The following is a 15,853-nucleotide window of genomic DNA, read 5'->3' on the forward strand; positions in this document are numbered from 1 at the left end:
TAACCTTTTCCTTCAATTTTCATTTATTTTAAAATGCTTATTTTGTTAAAAGTTATGTTTGTGCTATACTTTTAATTATATAGAAACTATGAATGCAGGATAATAAATAGATGACTTATAAATTTTTACTCTTCGACCTTGATCATACCTTGCTTGATTTTGATACTGCTGAGGATGTCGCTCTAACGCAACTTCTTAAAGAAGAAGGAGTTGAGGATATTCAAGCCTACAAAGATTATTATGTACCTATGAACAAATTACTTTGGAAGGATTTGGAGCTGAAAATGATTACAAAAAAAGAATTGGTCAATACACGTTTTGCAAAATTGTTTGCTCATTTTGGAATTGAAAAAGATGGTACCTACTTAGCAGAGCGTTACCAGTTTTTCCTATCAAAACAGGGACAGACTTTCCCAGGTGTCGAAGATTTATTAAGAAAATTGATAAGTCAGGGCTATGAGCTTTATGCTGCAACAAATGGAATCACCTATATTCAGACAGGGCGTTTGAAGCAATCTGGTATTTCACCATTTTTCAAGGAAATTTTTATATCAGAACAGCTTCATACCCAAAAACCAGATGCTGAATTTTATGAGAAAATTGGAGCCCGAATCCCTAACTTTAATAAAAATCATGCCCTTATGATTGGTGATTCTTTGTCAGCTGATATTCAAGGTGGAAATAATGCTGGCATCGATACCATCTGGTACAATCCTCATCATCTAAAAAATAAGAGCTTAGCCCAGCCAACTTATGAAATCGACTCTTATCAGGCTCTGCTTGATTGCTTGGGGTTCCTTTAAAAATCACAAAATATAAAAAGATTCTAGAAAAGCTGGAGCATGAAGTGCAAGAAATTTTGCTTTTTTTGAAAACGTTTTATTTTTTTGATATAATAAATCATACTAGGATATAATGACAAGAATATTGTGATTGTCATCTACCGTTAAGTTGTATCTGGATATCAAATTGGTAGTACAGTTAATCAAGCAGGTATTGAAAAAGAAGCATCTAAACTAGTCAATAAATTATCTATACATCTGTTTGAACGTCTTAAATTGGTATAAAAAAGCTATATAGGAGCAAATCAGTATGATATTAAAAAGTAATAAAAGAACCATAAACTTCATGTTGATGTTAATAAGTTCTTGTTGCTGCCTTATTTGTCTAAGTGCCTGTCAGTCAAATAAGGTAAATTCGGTAGATGATTATAAAATGGCTATCTGGGATAGCGATAAAATAGCTGTCTTTGATGATTATGATTTAAATGAGTTCAAAGATAATATATCTAGAAAAGAAAAATATATCTATTGGGCAGAAAGTTTTTCGGAAGCAGGATCCTATTCAACTGCAAAAACAAGAGATACCTCAGGTCTAAAAAGATATGTATCTAGAATTAATAAGGAAAATTTAAGTGAAACATTTAAATTAGCAGAGGGAAATGATGCATACGCATCTATAACAGATGGGGATTATTTATATGCAACTGCTGTCTTTACAGATAGAATTGAATTTTATAAATATGATAATAATTTAGAGGTTGTCACTAATGTTACCGTGAAAAATGATGGTCAGCTAAATGCCAGTCAACAGTTTGTTATTGTAGATAATTATTTATACTTACTTGTAACCACATTGGATTTATCTACTCAAATTCCTAATGTAGAAATTTGGAAAATGGATAAAGAGTTTAACATCGTCGAAAAATATAATCTTGACGAAACATCAGCATATATGAGAATGGTTAATGTAGGTGATGTCTTGTATATTGTGGAAGCACTTAGTGGGCGTAATTCTGATGGAGAATATAAGTCAGGAAATAAAGTATTGGTTTTTGATTTAAAAAGTCAGAGCAAGAATTATATCGATATTCCTGATAAATATCCAACTAATATTCACTATGATGCTAAAAATAATCAATTGATTATAGAGAATGAAGGATTGTATAATGGCGAATTTTCCTTTACTACAGTCAACCTAGATAATTTAGAAAAAGATATTATTCATCTGGAAGGCTTTAGTACAGAGCAATATATTGCACCATATTTTACATTTAAAGACAACATCTATTATTTTTTATTTAATGATTCTCTGGTTAAATATGATATTGTTGATAAGAAACAAACAGTTATCAGTTTAGAAAATTATAAGATAAAAGATGCACATTATTTAATTGTTAGATAGTTTATTTATTGGGTGAAAGTCAAATAATAGAAATTTAATCTTTAAGATGTGTTTAAGTATAGTTTTAGTTATCTCTCCTTATCTCTGGCTAAGGGGAGATTTAATCTAGTTTGTTGTCAGCATAGATTTACAAGGTATTTGAAAAGTCCTATAAGGAAAAAATTTGAAAGAGATCATGATAGTTTTTTGAAATAGTTAGCTATCTTTCAAAATGGAGGACTTGCTGTAGTCTTGAATCTTTATAAAATTTATCAACATGTTTATAGATACTGTAAAAAGTGTTTTCCATAGCCACTTTTTGCTATAATAGATGCAGTAAGAAAGAAGGAATAGATAAAGATGTTAAGGGCAGAACTTTCTCTTTATGAACCATTGTATACACTAAAGGAAGTTGATCAAAATATCTGGATAGTAGATGGTGATTTGATCCAAATGGACATGAAGATCTTCAAACTTCCTTTTCAGACACGTATGACGGTGATTAAGTTAAATGATGGCAAACTTTGGATTCATTCTCCTATTGCGCCAAATGAGAAACTTTTTACTGAACTGGACGCTTTGGGCAAAGTAGCTTACCTGATTTCACCAAATAAAATCCACTACGCCTATATTGCAGATTGGAAACAAAGATATCCTCATGCGCAAGCATTGTCTAGTCCAGGAGTAGAAGAGAGAGCGAAAAATCAGAAAGTCAAGGTTGTATTTGATACTCCCTTAACAGATAAGGCTCCTGACTTATGGTCCAATGAGATTGATCAACTCATTTTTAGGGGAAGTTCAGTTATTGAAGAGGTGGTGTTTTTTCATAAATCAACTAAAACACTGATTGTGACAGACCTCATAGAGAATTTTGAACCGGAAAAGATAGCTAGTCCAATCCGCAGAAGATTCTATCGTTTAGCTCGTGTAACATCCCCTGATGGACAAACTCCTATCGATTATCGGATGACTTTCATAGGAAGACAAAGGGAAGCAAAGACTTCCTTTTCCCGTATGTTAAACTGGAAACCTGATAAGATCATACTTGCACATGGTTTATGCTTTTTTAAAAATGGTACGGATGAATTAAGACGTGCTTTTCGATGGATACGGTAAAGGAGAAAAAGCTATGCAACACTCATCTTGGCACGCCTTGATTAAGGAGCAATTACCGGAAGGTTATTTTGGGAAAATTAATCACTTTATGGAGCAAGTTTATACTCATGGAACTGTATATCCACCAAAAGATAAAGTTTTTCAAGCTCTTTTGACAACTCCTCTAGAAGAGGTTAAGGTGGTTATCCTTGGTCAAGATCCTTATCATGGACCAGGTCAGGCTCAAGGTTTGAGTTTTTCTGTTCCAGATAATATCCCAGCACCACCTTCTTTGCAAAATATTTTAAAAGAACTTGCTGATGATATTGGGGTGAAACCGTCACATGACTTGACCTCTTGGGCGGAGCAGGGTGTTTTGCTTCTTAATGCTTGTCTTACAGTTCCGGCAGGACAGGCCAATGGTCATGCTGGTCAGATATGGGAGCCTTTTACAGATGCTGTAATTAAGGTTGTCGATAATTTAGATAGACCAGTAGTATTTGTTTTCTGGGGTGCTTATGCACGCAAGAAAAAATCATTGGTGACCAATCCTAAGCATCTGATTATCGAATCAGCCCACCCGAGTCCCCTTTCTGTTTACAGAGGATTTTGGGGTTCTAAGCCTTTTTCTAAGGCCAATACATTCTTAACGGAGACAGGACAAGAGCCGATTGATTGGCTTAGATAAGGAGAGAATAATATGCCCCAGTTAGCGACGATTTGCTACATTGATAATGGAAAAGAACTGCTCATGCTTCATCGCAATAAAAAGCCTAATGATGTCCATGAAGGAAAATGGATCGGTGTAGGTGGAAAGTTAGAGCGTGGAGAAACTCCACAAGAATGTGCGGCCCGCGAGATTTTAGAAGAAACAGGATTGAAGGCTAAGCCAGTTCTTAAAGGTGTAATCACCTTTCCTGAATTTACACCAGATTTAGACTGGTACACCTATGTGTTTAAAGTAACTGAGTTCGAAGGTGAGTTGATTGACTGTAATGAAGGGACTTTAGAATGGGTTCCTTATGATGAAGTTTTAAGCAAACCGACTTGGGAAGGAGACCACACCTTCGTAGAGTGGCTTTTAGAAGATAAACCATTCTTTTCAGCAAAGTTTGTCTATGATGGTGATAAGTTATTGGATACCCAAGTGGATTTCTACGAATAAAGGAGAAAGTAGATGTTACTAATTAAAAATGGTCGAGTAATGGATCCTAAGTCTGGTTTGGATCAAGTGTGTGATGTCTTGGTTGAAGACGGTAAAATTGTCAAAATTGCACCACAAATTAGTGAAAAAGATGCAGAGGTTATTGATGCAACTGGTCATGTAGTTGCGCCCGGTTTGGTGGATATCCATGTTCATTTCCGTGAACCTGGTCAAACTCATAAAGAAGACATTCATACAGGTGCACTAGCTGCAGCTGCTGGTGGTTTTACGACAGTTGTCATGATGGCTAATACCAATCCAACCATCTCCGATGTTGAGACTTTGCAAGAAGTTCTTCAATCTGCGGCAAAGGAAAAAATTAATGTTAAGTCTGTAGCAACAATTACCAAGAACTTTAATGGCCAAGACTTGACTGACTTTAAGGCGCTTTTAGAAGCTGGAGCCGTTGGTTTTTCAGATGATGGTATTCCTCTTGAAAGCAGTAAAGTGGTCAAGGAAGCTATGGAAGAGGCTAAAAAACTCAACACCTTTATCAGCTTACACGAGGAAGATCCTGGTCTGAATGGTACGCTAGGTTTTAATGAAAATATTGCTAAAGAACACTTCCATATTTGTGGCGCTACAGGGGTTGCAGAGTATGCAATGATTGCACGTGATGTCATGATCGCCTATGCAACAAAAGCCCATGTTCATATCCAGCACTTATCCAAGGAAGAAAGTGTTAAGGTTGTGGAGTTCGCTCAAGGTTTGGGAGCAAACGTAACTGCAGAAGTAGCTCCCCAGCATTTTTCTAAGACCGAAGCACTTCTCTTGACTAAGGGAAGTAATGCTAAGATGAATCCACCACTTCGCTTGGAGTCTGACCGTCGTGCAGTTATCGAAGGACTCAAGTCAGGTGTCATTTCTGTCATTGCGACTGACCACGCGCCTCACCATGCTGATGAAAAGAAAGTCGAAGATATCACCAAAGCTCCTTCAGGTATGACGGGACTGGAAACTTCATTGTCACTTGGTTTAACTTACTTGGTCGAAGCTGGTGAGCTAAGCTTGATGGAGTTGTTAGAAAAAATGACAGTAAACCCAGCTAAATTGTATCATTTTGAAGCAGGTTATTTGGCTGAAAATGGTCCAGCTGATATTACCATTTTTGATGATAAAGCTGACCGAATTGTAGACACACATTTTGCTTCTAAAGCAGCTAATTCACCATTTATCGGTGAAACTTTAAAAGGGCAGGTAAAATACACTATTTGTAATGGACAGATTGTCTATAAATACTAGATGAAATACTGCTCTATAAAATTAAAATTTAGAGAGAGCCTGTATGTATCCAACCCATCATTTTAAAGACAAGTTCATTTTATTTCTTAAGATTTTCTTCCCTATTTTGGTTTATCAATTCGCAAATTATTCGGCTTCCTTTGTTGATACGACCATGACCGGCCAGTATAATACTATTGATTTAGCTGGTGTATCAATGGCTACTAGCTTGTGGAACCCTTTCTTTACTTTTTTAACAGGTATTGTTTCTGCCTTAGTCCCTATAGTTGGCCATCATTTAGGACGTGGAAAAAAAGAAGAAGTGGCTTCTGATTTCTATCAGTTTCTTTATCTTTCGCTTGGCTTATCCATTTTTCTATTTGTTTTAGTTTTTCTGGTTGCTCCTCTAGTTCTAAATAATATGGGATTAGAAGTGGCGGTAGCAAATATAGCAGTTCGTTATCTATGGTTTTTAGCAATAGGGATTATTCCTCTCTTGCTCTTTAGTGTTATTCGTTCATTACTGGATGCGCTTGGATTAACAAGGTTGTCCATGTATTTGATGCTTTTATTGCTCCCTCTCAATAGTGGTTTTAACTATTTATTGATTTATGGTGCCTTTGGTTTACCTGAGTTGGGGGGAGCTGGAGCGGGACTTGGGACCTCTATGGCTTATTGGGCCTTGTTGGGTATATCTATACTAGTCCTTCTTAAACAAGAAAAATTAAAAGAACTACATTTAGAAAGACGATTACCTTTAGACAGTTATAAAATAAAAGAAGCGATAAAACTGGGGTTACCTATTGGTGGAACTGTATTTGCAGAAGTTGCTATTTTTTCAGCTGTCGGCTTGATTATGGCGAAGTTTTCATCATTGATAATAGCTAGTCATCAGTCTGCCATGAACTTTTCATCTCTCATGTACGCCTTTCCTATGAGCATTTCAACAGCGATGGCTATTGTTGTTTCTTACGAAGTTGGTGCTAAACGTCTAGAGGATGCTAAGAAATACATAAAAATCGGACGACTATCAGCTATGGCATTCGCAATTTTAACCCTTTCTTTTCTGTATGTTTTTAGAAAAAATGTTGCCAGTCTCTATGGTCATGATCCAGAGTTCGTTCAACTAACTGCTAATTTTATGACCTATAGCTTATTTTTCCAGTTAGCTGATACATTTGCGGCACCATTACAAGGGATTTTACGAGGCTACAAAGATACTGTCATACCTTTCTACCTTGGTCTCCTTGGATACTGGGGAGTTGCTATACCTCTTGGTTTGTTTCTAGATTATTCAACAAATCTCGATGCTTATTCATATTGGATAGGTCTTATCGTAAGTTTAGTTGTCAGCGGATTACTCTATCAGTGGCGTTTACAAGTTATTATGAAAAGATTCAAATAATTTGTTGAAAATATCCATGGAAATCAGTTTGTGAAATAGCCATTTTACATAAAGAAAAGTCTTGATTTCATTGACTTTTCTTTTTTTAAATTGTGAAAAATTATCAAGCATAATCTTTGACTCTAGTTAACCTATAAGTTAGAATAGAACTATAAGAAATTAAACTTAGAAAGGCAAGATTATGTCAACTTTAGATAAAAATCTTTTGCTTGAGATGTTCCGTAAGATGGAAGAAATTCGTCGTATGGATTTAAAAATTGCTCAATTAGTAAAAAAAGGTAAAGTGCCAGGTATGACGCACTTTTCTGTTGGTGAGGAAGCTGCAAACGTTGGGGCTATGTTAGCTCTAAACGAAGACGACCTCATAACATCGAACCATCGTGGTCACGGACAAGCCATTGCTAAAGGAATCGACCTTAATGGTATGATGGCTGAAATCCTTGGTAAGTATACTGGAACTTGTAAAGGTAAAGGTGGATCAATGCACATCGCCGACCTTGATGCAGGGAACCTTGGTGCTAACGGTATCGTAGGTGGTGGTATGGGGATTGCAGTAGGTGCAGCCCTTACTCAACAAATGAAAAACACTGGTAAAATCGTTGTCTGCTTCTTTGGTGATGGAGCGACGAATGAAGGTGTATTCCACGAAGCTGTTAATATGGCTTCAATTTGGAATCTTCCAGTAATTTTCTACTGTATCAATAACGGTTATGGAATCTCTGCTGATATTAAGAAAATGACAAATGTCAAGCATATCCATGAACGTAGTGCTGCTTACGGTATTCCTGGAATGTTTATTGAAGACGGTAATAATGTTATCGATGTCTACGAAGGATTTAAGAAAGCAGTTGACCATGTTCGTTCTGGTAAAGGCCCTGTCTTAATCGAAAGTGTAACCTATCGTTGGCTTGGTCACTCATCATCAGACCCTGGTAAATATCGTACACGTGAAGAAGTCGATGAGTGGAAAGAAAAAGATCCAATCGAAAACCTTCGCAAGTACCTTGTTGAAAATAAAATTGCTAGTGCAGAAGAACTCGAAGAAATTCAAGCGCAAGTCAAGGAAGCAGTGGAATCATCTGTTAAGTTTGCAGAAGAAAGTCCATTCCCTCCACTAGAATCAGCTTTTGAAGATATTTACGCAGACTAAGGAGAAGTAGAGAAATATGGAAACAAAATTAATGTCTTTCCGCGATACCATTATCCTTGCAATGTCTGAGGAAATGCGTCGCGACGAAAATGTACTCTTGATGGGTGAAGATGTCGGTGTCTTTGGTGGAGACTTTGGTACATCTGTAGGTATGCTTGAAGAATTTGGACCAGAACGTGTTCGTGACTGTCCGATTTCCGAAGCAGCTATTTCTGGAGCAGCTGCTGGTGCTGCTATGACTGGACTTCGTCCAATCGTCGACATGACCTTCATGGACTTTTCTGTTATTGCCATGGATAATATCGTCAACCAAGCAGCTAAAACTCGTTACATGTTTGGTGGTAAAGGTCAAGTACCAATTACAATCCGCTGTGCCGCTGGTAACGGAGTAGGTTCTGCAGCACAACACTCACAATCATTGGAATCTTGGTTCACTCATATCCCAGGATTGAAGGTTGTAGCTCCAGGTACACCAGCTGATATGAAGGGTCTTCTTAAGTCTTCTATCCGTGACAACAACCCTGTTATCATTCTTGAATACAAATCAGAATTTAACCAAAAAGGTGAAGTTCCTGTTGATCCAGACTATACTATCCCACTTGGTGTCGGAGAAATCAAACGCGAAGGAACTGATATAACTGTAGTAACATACGGTAAAATGCTTCGTCGTGTCATGCAAGCAGCTGAAGAATTGGCTGAAGAAGGCATCTCAGTAGAAGTAGTAGACCCACGTACTTTGGTTCCACTTGATAAAGACATCATCATTAACTCAGTTAAGAAGACTGGAAAAGTAGTTCTTGTCAACGATGCCCACAAGACAAGTGGTTTTATCGGTGAAATTTCAGCTATTATCTCAGAATCAGAAGCATTCGATTATTTAGATGCACCTATTCGCCGTTGTGCAGGTGAAGATGTACCGATGCCTTACGCACAAAACCTTGAAAATGCAATGATTCCAACAGTTGAAAGCATCAAAGATGCAATCCGTAAAACTCACAACAAACAATAATACATAAAATAAATTATGTAAATAAATCAGACGAGAAGCTTTGTATCTGATAGATGCAAAGTTCTCTACGTCCTTGATATCTTAGATTAGAGCACGGGCTAAAAGCTCGGAAAAAGATAAATCTCCTTGACTTCATCGAAGTCTACGTTGATTTCCTATTTTTCGGTCGCTTTTAAACGCCCTTTGCATCATGTAATTGAATTCGGACGGAGGTCTGTGAAAAAAAGATAGATTTCCTTGTGTTCATCGAACACATCGTCAATCTCCTATTTTTTCATTGCCCTCTTCGTCCTTAATATCTTAGTATAGAATAGGAGAGGTCATGGCTGATGATAAGCTAAGAGCGACTCCTGCAGCTAGAAAATTAGCGGATGATTTAGGAATTAATCTCTACGATATTTCTGGCTCAGGCGCAAACGGTCGTGTCCACAAAGAAGACGTGGAAACATTTAAAGACACTAATGTGGTTCGCATTTCACCACTTGCAAAACGAATTGCCCTTGAACATAACATTGCATGGCAGGAAATCCAAGGAACTGGTCATCGTGGCAAGATTATGAAGAAGGATGTTTTAGCTTTCCTTCCGGAAAATATTGAAAACGATACGATTAAGTCACCTTCTCAGATTGAAAAAGTGGAAGAAGTTCCAGATAACGTAACTCCTTATGGGGAAATCGAGCGTATTCCAATGACACCAATGCGTAAGGTTATTGCTCAACGTATGGTTGAATCATACTTGACTGCACCAACCTTCACGCTTAACTACGATGTCGATATGTCTGAAATGCTTGCCCTTCGTAAGAAAGTCCTTGATCCAATCATGGAAGCAACTGGTAAGAAAATTACCGTTACAGACTTGCTTTCACTTGCGGTTGTTAAGACTCTTATGAAACACCCGTACATCAATGCGTCATTAACTGAAGATGGTAAGACAATTATCACTCACAACTATGTCAACCTTGCGATGGCTGTTGGAATGGATAATGGTTTGATGACGCCAGTTGTTTATAATGCTGAAAAAATGAGTTTGTCTGAGTTGGTAGTTGCCTTCAAAGATGTTATCGGACGTACTTTGGATGGTAAACTAGCTCCTAGCGAATTGCAAAATTCAACCTTCACCATCAGTAACTTGGGAATGTTTGGTGTTCAATCATTCGGTCCAATCATTAACCAACCGAACTCAGCAATCCTTGGGGTTAGCTCGACAATTGAGAAACCAGTTGTTGTTAATGGTGAAATCGTGATTCGTCCAATTATGAGTCTTGGTTTAACAATTGACCACCGTGTCGTAGATGGTATGGCTGGTGCTAAGTTTATGAAAGACTTGAAAGCTTTAATTGAAAACCCAATCTCAATGTTGGTTTAGAGAATTTATTTTTAGAAATATAGATAAAGGAAGTAAGATATGGCCTTAGAAGTAATTATGCCAAAAGCCGGCGTGGATATGACAGAAGGACAAATCGTCCAATGGAATAAAAAAGTCGGAGAATTTGTAAAAGAAGGAGAAATCCTTTTGGAAATCATGACTGACAAAGTCAGCATGGAATTGGAAGCAGAAGAAGACGGTTACTTGATCGCTATCCTGAAAGGGGACGGCGAGACTGTTCCTGTTACTGAAGTTATCGGTTATCTTGGTGAAGAAGGGGAAAATATCCCAACAGCTGGAGCAGCTGCACCAGAAGCTAGCCCAGCACCTGCAGCAAGTGCTTCGAACGATGATGGTAAGAGCGATGATGCTTATGATATCGTTGTTATTGGTGGTGGACCTGCTGGTTATGTTTCTGCCATTAAAGCAGCTCAATTAGGTGGTAAGGTTGCTCTTGTTGAGAAATCTGAACTTGGTGGAACCTGCTTGAACCGTGGATGTATCCCAACTAAGACTTACCTTCACAACGCTGAAATCATCGAGAATATCGGTCATGCAGCAAATCGTGGTATCGTAATTGAAAATCCTAATTTCACAGTTGATATGGAGAAACTTTTAGAAACAAAATCTAAAGTTGTCAATACCCTTGTAGGTGGTGTTGCAGGACTGCTTCGTAGCTATGGAGTTGATGTTCATAAAGGTATCGGTACTATTACTAAAGATAAGAATGTCTTGGTCAATGGTTCTGAATTGCTTGAAACTAAGAAGATCATCCTTGCTGGTGGTTCAAAAGTAAGCAAAATCAACGTTCCTGGTATGGAATCATCTCTTGTGATGACTAGTGATGACATCCTTGAAATGAATGAAGTACCAGAAAGCCTCGTGATCATTGGTGGTGGAGTTGTCGGTATTGAGCTTGGACAAGCCTTCATGACATTTGGTTCAAAAGTTACTGTTATCGAAATGATGGATCGCATTGTTCCAGCAATGGATGCAGAAGTATCTAAAAACCTTCGCTTGATTCTTGAACGTAAAGGTATGACTATCTTGACAGGTACTAAACTTCAAGAAATCATCGAAGAAGATGGCAAACTTCGTATCAAGGTAGAAGGAAAAGATGATGTCATCGCAAATAAAGCCCTTCTTTCAATCGGTCGTGTTCCAGACCTTGAAGGAATCGGAGAAGTTGAGTTTGAGTTAGACCGTGGTCGTATCAAGGTTAACGAGTACATGGAAACTTCTGTTCCAGGTATTTATGCACCAGGTGATATCAACGGTACTAAGATGTTGGCTCACGCTGCCTTCCGTATGGGTGAAGTAGCAGCTGAAAATGCCCTTAAAGGAAACCACGCTGTTGCCAAATTGAACTTGACTCCTGCGGCTATCTATACACTTCCAGAAGTAGCAGCAGTTGGTTTGACTGAAGAACAAGCTCGTGAGAAATATGATGTCCAAATCGGTAAATTCAACTTTGCTGCAAACGGACGTGCAATTGCATCAGATGCTGCTCAAGGATTTGTTAAAGTCATTGCAGACAAGAAGTATGGTGAAATCCTTGGTGTTCATATCATTGGTCCTGCTGCTGCAGAGTTGATCAATGAAGCGTCAAGTATCATCGAAATGGAAATCACTGTTGAAGAAATGCTTAAGACAATCCACGGACACCCAACATACTCTGAAGTTATGTACGAAGCATTTGCTGATGTTCTTGGAATGGCTATCCATTCACCTAAGAAAAAATAAAAATAGATAGACTAGACTGGAATTATTTTCCAGTCTCTATCGTATTAGAAGGTATCTTATGAAATACATTATCAATCATTCAAACGACACTGCCTTTAATATTGCTTTAGAGGAGTACGCTTTTAAACATCTTCTTGATGAAGATCAAATCTTCCTTCTTTGGATCAACAAACCATCTATTATTGTAGGACGTCACCAAAATACGATTGAAGAAATTAACCGTGACTATGTTCGTGAAAATGGAATTGAAGTAGTGAGACGAATCAGTGGTGGTGGAGCTGTTTACCATGATTTGAACAACCTTAACTATACAATCATTTCAAAAGAAGATGAAAACAAGGCCTTTGACTTCAAGAGCTTCTCTACTCCGGTTATCAATACCTTGGCTGAACTTGGTGTTAAAGCTGAATTTACAGGCCGTAACGACTTGGAAATAGACGGTAAAAAATTCTGTGGAAATGCCCAAGCCTATATCAATGGCCGTATCATGCATCATGGTTGTCTTCTCTTTGACGTGGATTTGTCAGTCCTAGCTAACGCACTTAAAGTGTCTAAAGATAAGTTTGAATCAAAAGGGGTTAAATCGGTCCGTGCTCGTGTAACTAATATTATCGATGAGTTGCCAGAAAAGATCACTGTTGAAGAATTCCGTGATTTACTCTTGGAATACATGAAAAAAGAATACCCTGAGATGACTGAGTATGTGTTCTCAGATGAAGAATTGGCTGAAATCAATCGCATCAAAGAAACTAAGTTTGGAACTTGGGACTGGAACTATGGGAAATCACCTGAATACAATGTCCGTCGTGGAACTAAATTCCCAAGCGGTAAGGTTGAAATCTTTGCTAATGTTATTGAGTCAAAAATTCAAGACATCAAGATTTACGGTGACTTCTTTGGTATCGAAGATGTTGCAGCAGTAGAAGATGTCCTTCGTGGCATTAAATACGAACGTGAAGATGTTCTTAAAGCACTTCAAACTATTAACTTAGGCCGTTACTTCGCAGGAATTACTGCAGAAGAAATTGCTGAAGCTGTGGTGGAATAAAGTAAAAGATATCCATTTAACATGGATATCTTTTATCTTAGACTTGATATTCAAAAATAATGAGAGTAGAATAAAGAGGAAATCTGAACAAAAAAGGGGATCATATTCGATGATGAAAATTCCAATGGCAAAACTTGGTCTATTTGAACAGTTAGATCGTATAGTAGTGGCTTTTTTCAGCAAGCAACAACCTTCAAGTCCATATGATTTGAATATCAGTATTACACAAGAACACCTTGACCAGAAAAAGCAAGAGCTAGAACCATTAGGCTACCAAGCTGTCCAATTACCATTAGGAATGGCTTTAGATAATATCATTCAGCAACCTCATTATAAAAGCTTAATCATTGGTGGACTTGCTCCAGACGAAATTATAGTCAGCAAAGAAGAATTAATGCCTTTAAAAGATATTGTGGACAGTTTTTGTATTATGTACGCTGCAGCAAATAACAGACTGGAAAATAGCAAGGCTTATGAGTTAATGAAAGATAAGACGGTTTATTTTATTGGTAAACTATTTACAGATATTCCAAAAGACGGTGATGAAATTGCTTATTTAGGAATTGATCGAATAGCGAGTGATGGTACACCATATGAAGCAGTTAAATGCTTTCTAACGGAAGAGAGTGCAGAGAAGTTCAATGATGAAAAAAGACCGGTCACCCCTGCAAACTTGGCCTATCTAAAATCATTTTGGGGAAAACCAGTCATTATTGAGCCACATCGTAATTATTGGATTGAATTTTTATAGAAAGAATAAAAGAGCGTAAGATTCCATAAAGAATTCTACGCTCTTTTTCTAACACTAAAACGTTACATAATTTATGTTATGTGTCTCATAAACTATCCAAGGCGTTTTTCTGTTCGTCATTTACGATATGCGTATACAAGTCAGTAACTTGTGTGCTAGCATGTCCTAGTTGATGACTGACCAAAACCTGTGACTTGGTTGCATCATAGAGACGAGTTGCAAGAGTATGGCGCAGTTTGTGGGGTGTTACGCGGACTTTAAAGTCTTCTGAATACTTGGCCACCATCTTTTCAACACTAGAAGCATCAATCCGGTTTGGAACACCTCGATACAAGGTCAGAAAGAGGGCTGTATCAGTCTTTTCTGTCTTATAACGTTTGTCTCGAATAGCAAGATATTGCTCTAAATAAGGCTTAGCAAAGGCAGCGACATTAACCGAGTCACGTTTTCCGCCCTTACGAGTAACATCGATGACCATCATTTTGAGATTGAGATCACGAAGATCTAGGTTAACTGCCTCAGAAAGACGGACACCAGATGCAAGAAGGAGTGCAATAATGGCTAAATCTCGCTCCTTATTCTTGTTAAAGGACGATAAGGCTCGATTTGAGAGAGTTTTAGGATATTCCTCATCTATATAATTCAAAAATCCCTCTGTTTCATCACCTAAAAAGAGCTTTTGCTTGATATTTTCAGCTCGCGCAGCCAAGGTTTCTTTCTTTTTCTTGGTCGCAACCTTCTTCATGACATTACGGTAGAAATAAGGTTCCCCATGCTCGTTTTCAACTTCCTCAGTCAAATACTTATAAAGGCTAGAAAGTGCCGAAAGGGTACGGTTAATGGTTGTTTGAGAAACCCCGTTTTTCGTCGCATTGGCATTGAGCAGAGGACGTTCACGTAAGTAAAGGATAAAGGATTCCATGTCTTTCTTGGTCATGTGCTCCAGAACCTCTAAAGGGATATTAGCCATGGTGTCAGCATCCGATATACCAGATTCCAATACCCAGGTGAAAAATCGATCGTATTCCTTTAAGTATTCGTATAAGGTCGTAAAACTATATGGAACGGCCAGTTTTGATTGATAGTATTCTAGAACATACCAGGGCATGACTTGTTTGAGTTTATCAATCCGTTCTAATAAGATCTCGCGTTTCATGTTTTTCTCCAAATCTTTCTATACTAGTAGTATAGCATAGCTAGATATATTTTTCAAGAAAATTATAGTTTTTCTGAAAGATGTTATAGAGGAGAGTTAGGAATGTGAGAAATATGAGAAATAACCAAAAAAATTTTTTAAGCCAATTATACTCAATTATGTACTTTATTTAAGTGAACACTGGAAATTTTTTACTACTCTCAATTCAGTTGAAAATGTACTTTATTTAAGTGAAAACTAAAAAATTTTCAAATGTACATTTTGACAATAAAAAAACACTCTAATATCAATTTAATGAAATTTAGAGTGTTTTTATTTATCTATATTTTTTCAAACTGTACAAAGTGTTCTTGCTTTCTTCTGTGGCCTTTGCAAATGGAACACGACCTTTTATTGCGTTTTTTGTATGCCATTCTTTCTTTTACTTGAATTTTGTAACGGTGATTAAGATTTTCTTGACATATCCACCATACAGGCAGAATACTCAACTCTGTAATTTCAGTTGGACTTACTATCAAGGAGTTATTTAGATAATCCCACTC

The 15,853-nt window shown here is 37.4% G+C and carries 15 protein-coding genes; 13 read left to right on the forward strand and 2 right to left on the reverse strand.

Annotation, left to right across the window (positions count from 1 at the left end; all coding sequences use genetic code 11):
• Positions 1 to 110: 110 nt before the first annotated feature.
• From pynA to SPAR10_RS09770, 13 genes are all read left to right on the forward strand, one after another.
• Complete coding sequence (pynA, locus tag SPAR10_RS09710; RefSeq protein WP_004253696.1) at positions 111 to 803, forward strand: pyrimidine 5'-nucleotidase PynA; 693 nt, start codon at positions 111 to 113, stop codon at positions 801 to 803.
• A 412-nt stretch (positions 804 to 1,215) separates the two neighbouring features.
• Entirely contained in the window at positions 1,216 to 2,184 is a 969-nt protein-coding gene (locus tag SPAR10_RS09715; RefSeq protein WP_004253699.1) for a hypothetical protein, read from the forward strand.
• A gap of 339 nt (positions 2,185 to 2,523) precedes the next feature.
• Entirely contained in the window at positions 2,524 to 3,279 is a 756-nt protein-coding gene (locus SPAR10_RS09720) for a DUF4336 domain-containing protein (RefSeq protein ID WP_004253701.1), read from the forward strand.
• Positions 3,280 to 3,292: 13 nt separating this feature from the next.
• Positions 3,293 to 3,946, forward strand: coding sequence for a uracil-DNA glycosylase (locus tag SPAR10_RS09725; protein WP_004253704.1), 654 nt, complete (start codon positions 3,293 to 3,295; stop codon positions 3,944 to 3,946).
• A 12-nt stretch (positions 3,947 to 3,958) separates the two neighbouring features.
• Positions 3,959 to 4,423: an NUDIX hydrolase gene (locus SPAR10_RS09730; RefSeq protein WP_001135775.1), complete on the forward strand. Its 465-nt coding sequence runs from the start codon at positions 3,959 to 3,961 to the stop codon at positions 4,421 to 4,423.
• A gap of 12 nt (positions 4,424 to 4,435) precedes the next feature.
• The gene (locus tag SPAR10_RS09735; RefSeq protein WP_004253707.1) at positions 4,436 to 5,704 is read left to right on the forward strand and encodes a dihydroorotase; all 1,269 of its coding nucleotides are present in this window, start codon (positions 4,436 to 4,438) and stop codon (positions 5,702 to 5,704) included.
• A gap of 43 nt (positions 5,705 to 5,747) precedes the next feature.
• Positions 5,748 to 7,088, forward strand: coding sequence for an MATE family efflux transporter (locus SPAR10_RS09740; protein ID WP_004253709.1), 1,341 nt, complete (start codon positions 5,748 to 5,750; stop codon positions 7,086 to 7,088).
• Positions 7,089 to 7,269: 181 nt separating this feature from the next.
• Entirely contained in the window at positions 7,270 to 8,238 is a 969-nt protein-coding gene (locus SPAR10_RS09745; RefSeq protein ID WP_004253718.1) for a thiamine pyrophosphate-dependent dehydrogenase E1 component subunit alpha, read from the forward strand.
• A gap of 16 nt (positions 8,239 to 8,254) precedes the next feature.
• The gene (locus SPAR10_RS09750) at positions 8,255 to 9,247 is read left to right on the forward strand and encodes an alpha-ketoacid dehydrogenase subunit beta (protein ID WP_004253721.1); all 993 of its coding nucleotides are present in this window, start codon (positions 8,255 to 8,257) and stop codon (positions 9,245 to 9,247) included.
• Positions 9,248 to 9,569: 322 nt separating this feature from the next.
• Positions 9,570 to 10,613, forward strand: coding sequence for a dihydrolipoamide acetyltransferase (locus tag SPAR10_RS09755; protein ID WP_004253723.1), 1,044 nt, complete (start codon positions 9,570 to 9,572; stop codon positions 10,611 to 10,613).
• 39 nt (positions 10,614 to 10,652) lie between these two features.
• Positions 10,653 to 12,356: a dihydrolipoyl dehydrogenase gene (lpdA, locus tag SPAR10_RS09760; protein ID WP_004253726.1), complete on the forward strand. Its 1,704-nt coding sequence runs from the start codon at positions 10,653 to 10,655 to the stop codon at positions 12,354 to 12,356.
• Between the two features lie 58 nt (positions 12,357 to 12,414).
• Positions 12,415 to 13,404 carry a lipoate--protein ligase gene (locus SPAR10_RS09765; protein ID WP_004253729.1) on the forward strand — a complete coding sequence of 330 codons (990 nt, stop codon included), beginning with the start codon at positions 12,415 to 12,417 and terminating at the stop codon, positions 13,402 to 13,404.
• A gap of 109 nt (positions 13,405 to 13,513) precedes the next feature.
• Positions 13,514 to 14,155 (forward strand): hypothetical protein, encoded by a 642-nt coding sequence (locus tag SPAR10_RS09770; protein WP_004253731.1) that lies wholly within the window; start codon positions 13,514 to 13,516, stop codon positions 14,153 to 14,155.
• A gap of 85 nt (positions 14,156 to 14,240) precedes the next feature.
• Here the strand turns inward: SPAR10_RS09770 and xerS are convergent, their stop codons facing one another.
• Together xerS and SPAR10_RS10930 are read right to left on the reverse strand one after the other, a co-directional pair.
• Positions 14,241 to 15,311 (reverse strand): tyrosine recombinase XerS, encoded by a 1,071-nt coding sequence (xerS, locus tag SPAR10_RS09775; RefSeq protein WP_004253733.1) that lies wholly within the window; start codon positions 15,309 to 15,311, stop codon positions 14,241 to 14,243.
• Positions 15,312 to 15,631: 320 nt separating this feature from the next.
• Positions 15,632 to 15,853, reverse strand: a 222-nt coding sequence (locus SPAR10_RS10930) for a zinc-ribbon domain-containing protein (protein WP_025170580.1), incomplete at its 5' end; no start/stop codon positions are given.

Origin of the sequence: Streptococcus infantis SPAR10, assembly GCF_000279535.1 — a bacterium.
In the GTDB taxonomy this organism is placed as follows: Bacteria; Bacillota; Bacilli; order Lactobacillales; family Streptococcaceae; genus Streptococcus; species Streptococcus infantis_I.

Bases quoted from the DNA above. Each gene is read 5' to 3' on its own strand.
- pynA (WP_004253696.1), top strand. From the start codon at position 111: ATGACTTATAAATTTTTACTCTTCGACCTTGATCATACCTTGCTTGAT.
- SPAR10_RS09715 (WP_004253699.1), top strand. From the start codon at position 1,216: ATGGCTATCTGGGATAGCGATAAAATAGCTGTCTTTGATGATTATGAT.
- SPAR10_RS09720 (WP_004253701.1), top strand. From the start codon at position 2,524: ATGTTAAGGGCAGAACTTTCTCTTTATGAACCATTGTATACACTAAAG.
- SPAR10_RS09725 (WP_004253704.1), top strand. From the start codon at position 3,293: ATGCAACACTCATCTTGGCACGCCTTGATTAAGGAGCAATTACCGGAA.
- SPAR10_RS09730 (WP_001135775.1), top strand. From the start codon at position 3,959: ATGCCCCAGTTAGCGACGATTTGCTACATTGATAATGGAAAAGAACTG.
- SPAR10_RS09735 (WP_004253707.1), top strand. From the start codon at position 4,436: ATGTTACTAATTAAAAATGGTCGAGTAATGGATCCTAAGTCTGGTTTG.
- SPAR10_RS09740 (WP_004253709.1), top strand. From the start codon at position 5,748: ATGTATCCAACCCATCATTTTAAAGACAAGTTCATTTTATTTCTTAAG.
- SPAR10_RS09745 (WP_004253718.1), top strand. From the start codon at position 7,270: ATGTCAACTTTAGATAAAAATCTTTTGCTTGAGATGTTCCGTAAGATG.
- SPAR10_RS09750 (WP_004253721.1), top strand. From the start codon at position 8,255: ATGGAAACAAAATTAATGTCTTTCCGCGATACCATTATCCTTGCAATG.
- SPAR10_RS09755 (WP_004253723.1), top strand. From the start codon at position 9,570: ATGGCTGATGATAAGCTAAGAGCGACTCCTGCAGCTAGAAAATTAGCG.
- lpdA (WP_004253726.1), top strand. From the start codon at position 10,653: ATGGCCTTAGAAGTAATTATGCCAAAAGCCGGCGTGGATATGACAGAA.
- SPAR10_RS09765 (WP_004253729.1), top strand. From the start codon at position 12,415: ATGAAATACATTATCAATCATTCAAACGACACTGCCTTTAATATTGCT.
- SPAR10_RS09770 (WP_004253731.1), top strand. From the start codon at position 13,514: ATGATGAAAATTCCAATGGCAAAACTTGGTCTATTTGAACAGTTAGAT.
- xerS (WP_004253733.1), bottom strand. From the start codon at position 15,311: ATGAAACGCGAGATCTTATTAGAACGGATTGATAAACTCAAACAAGTC.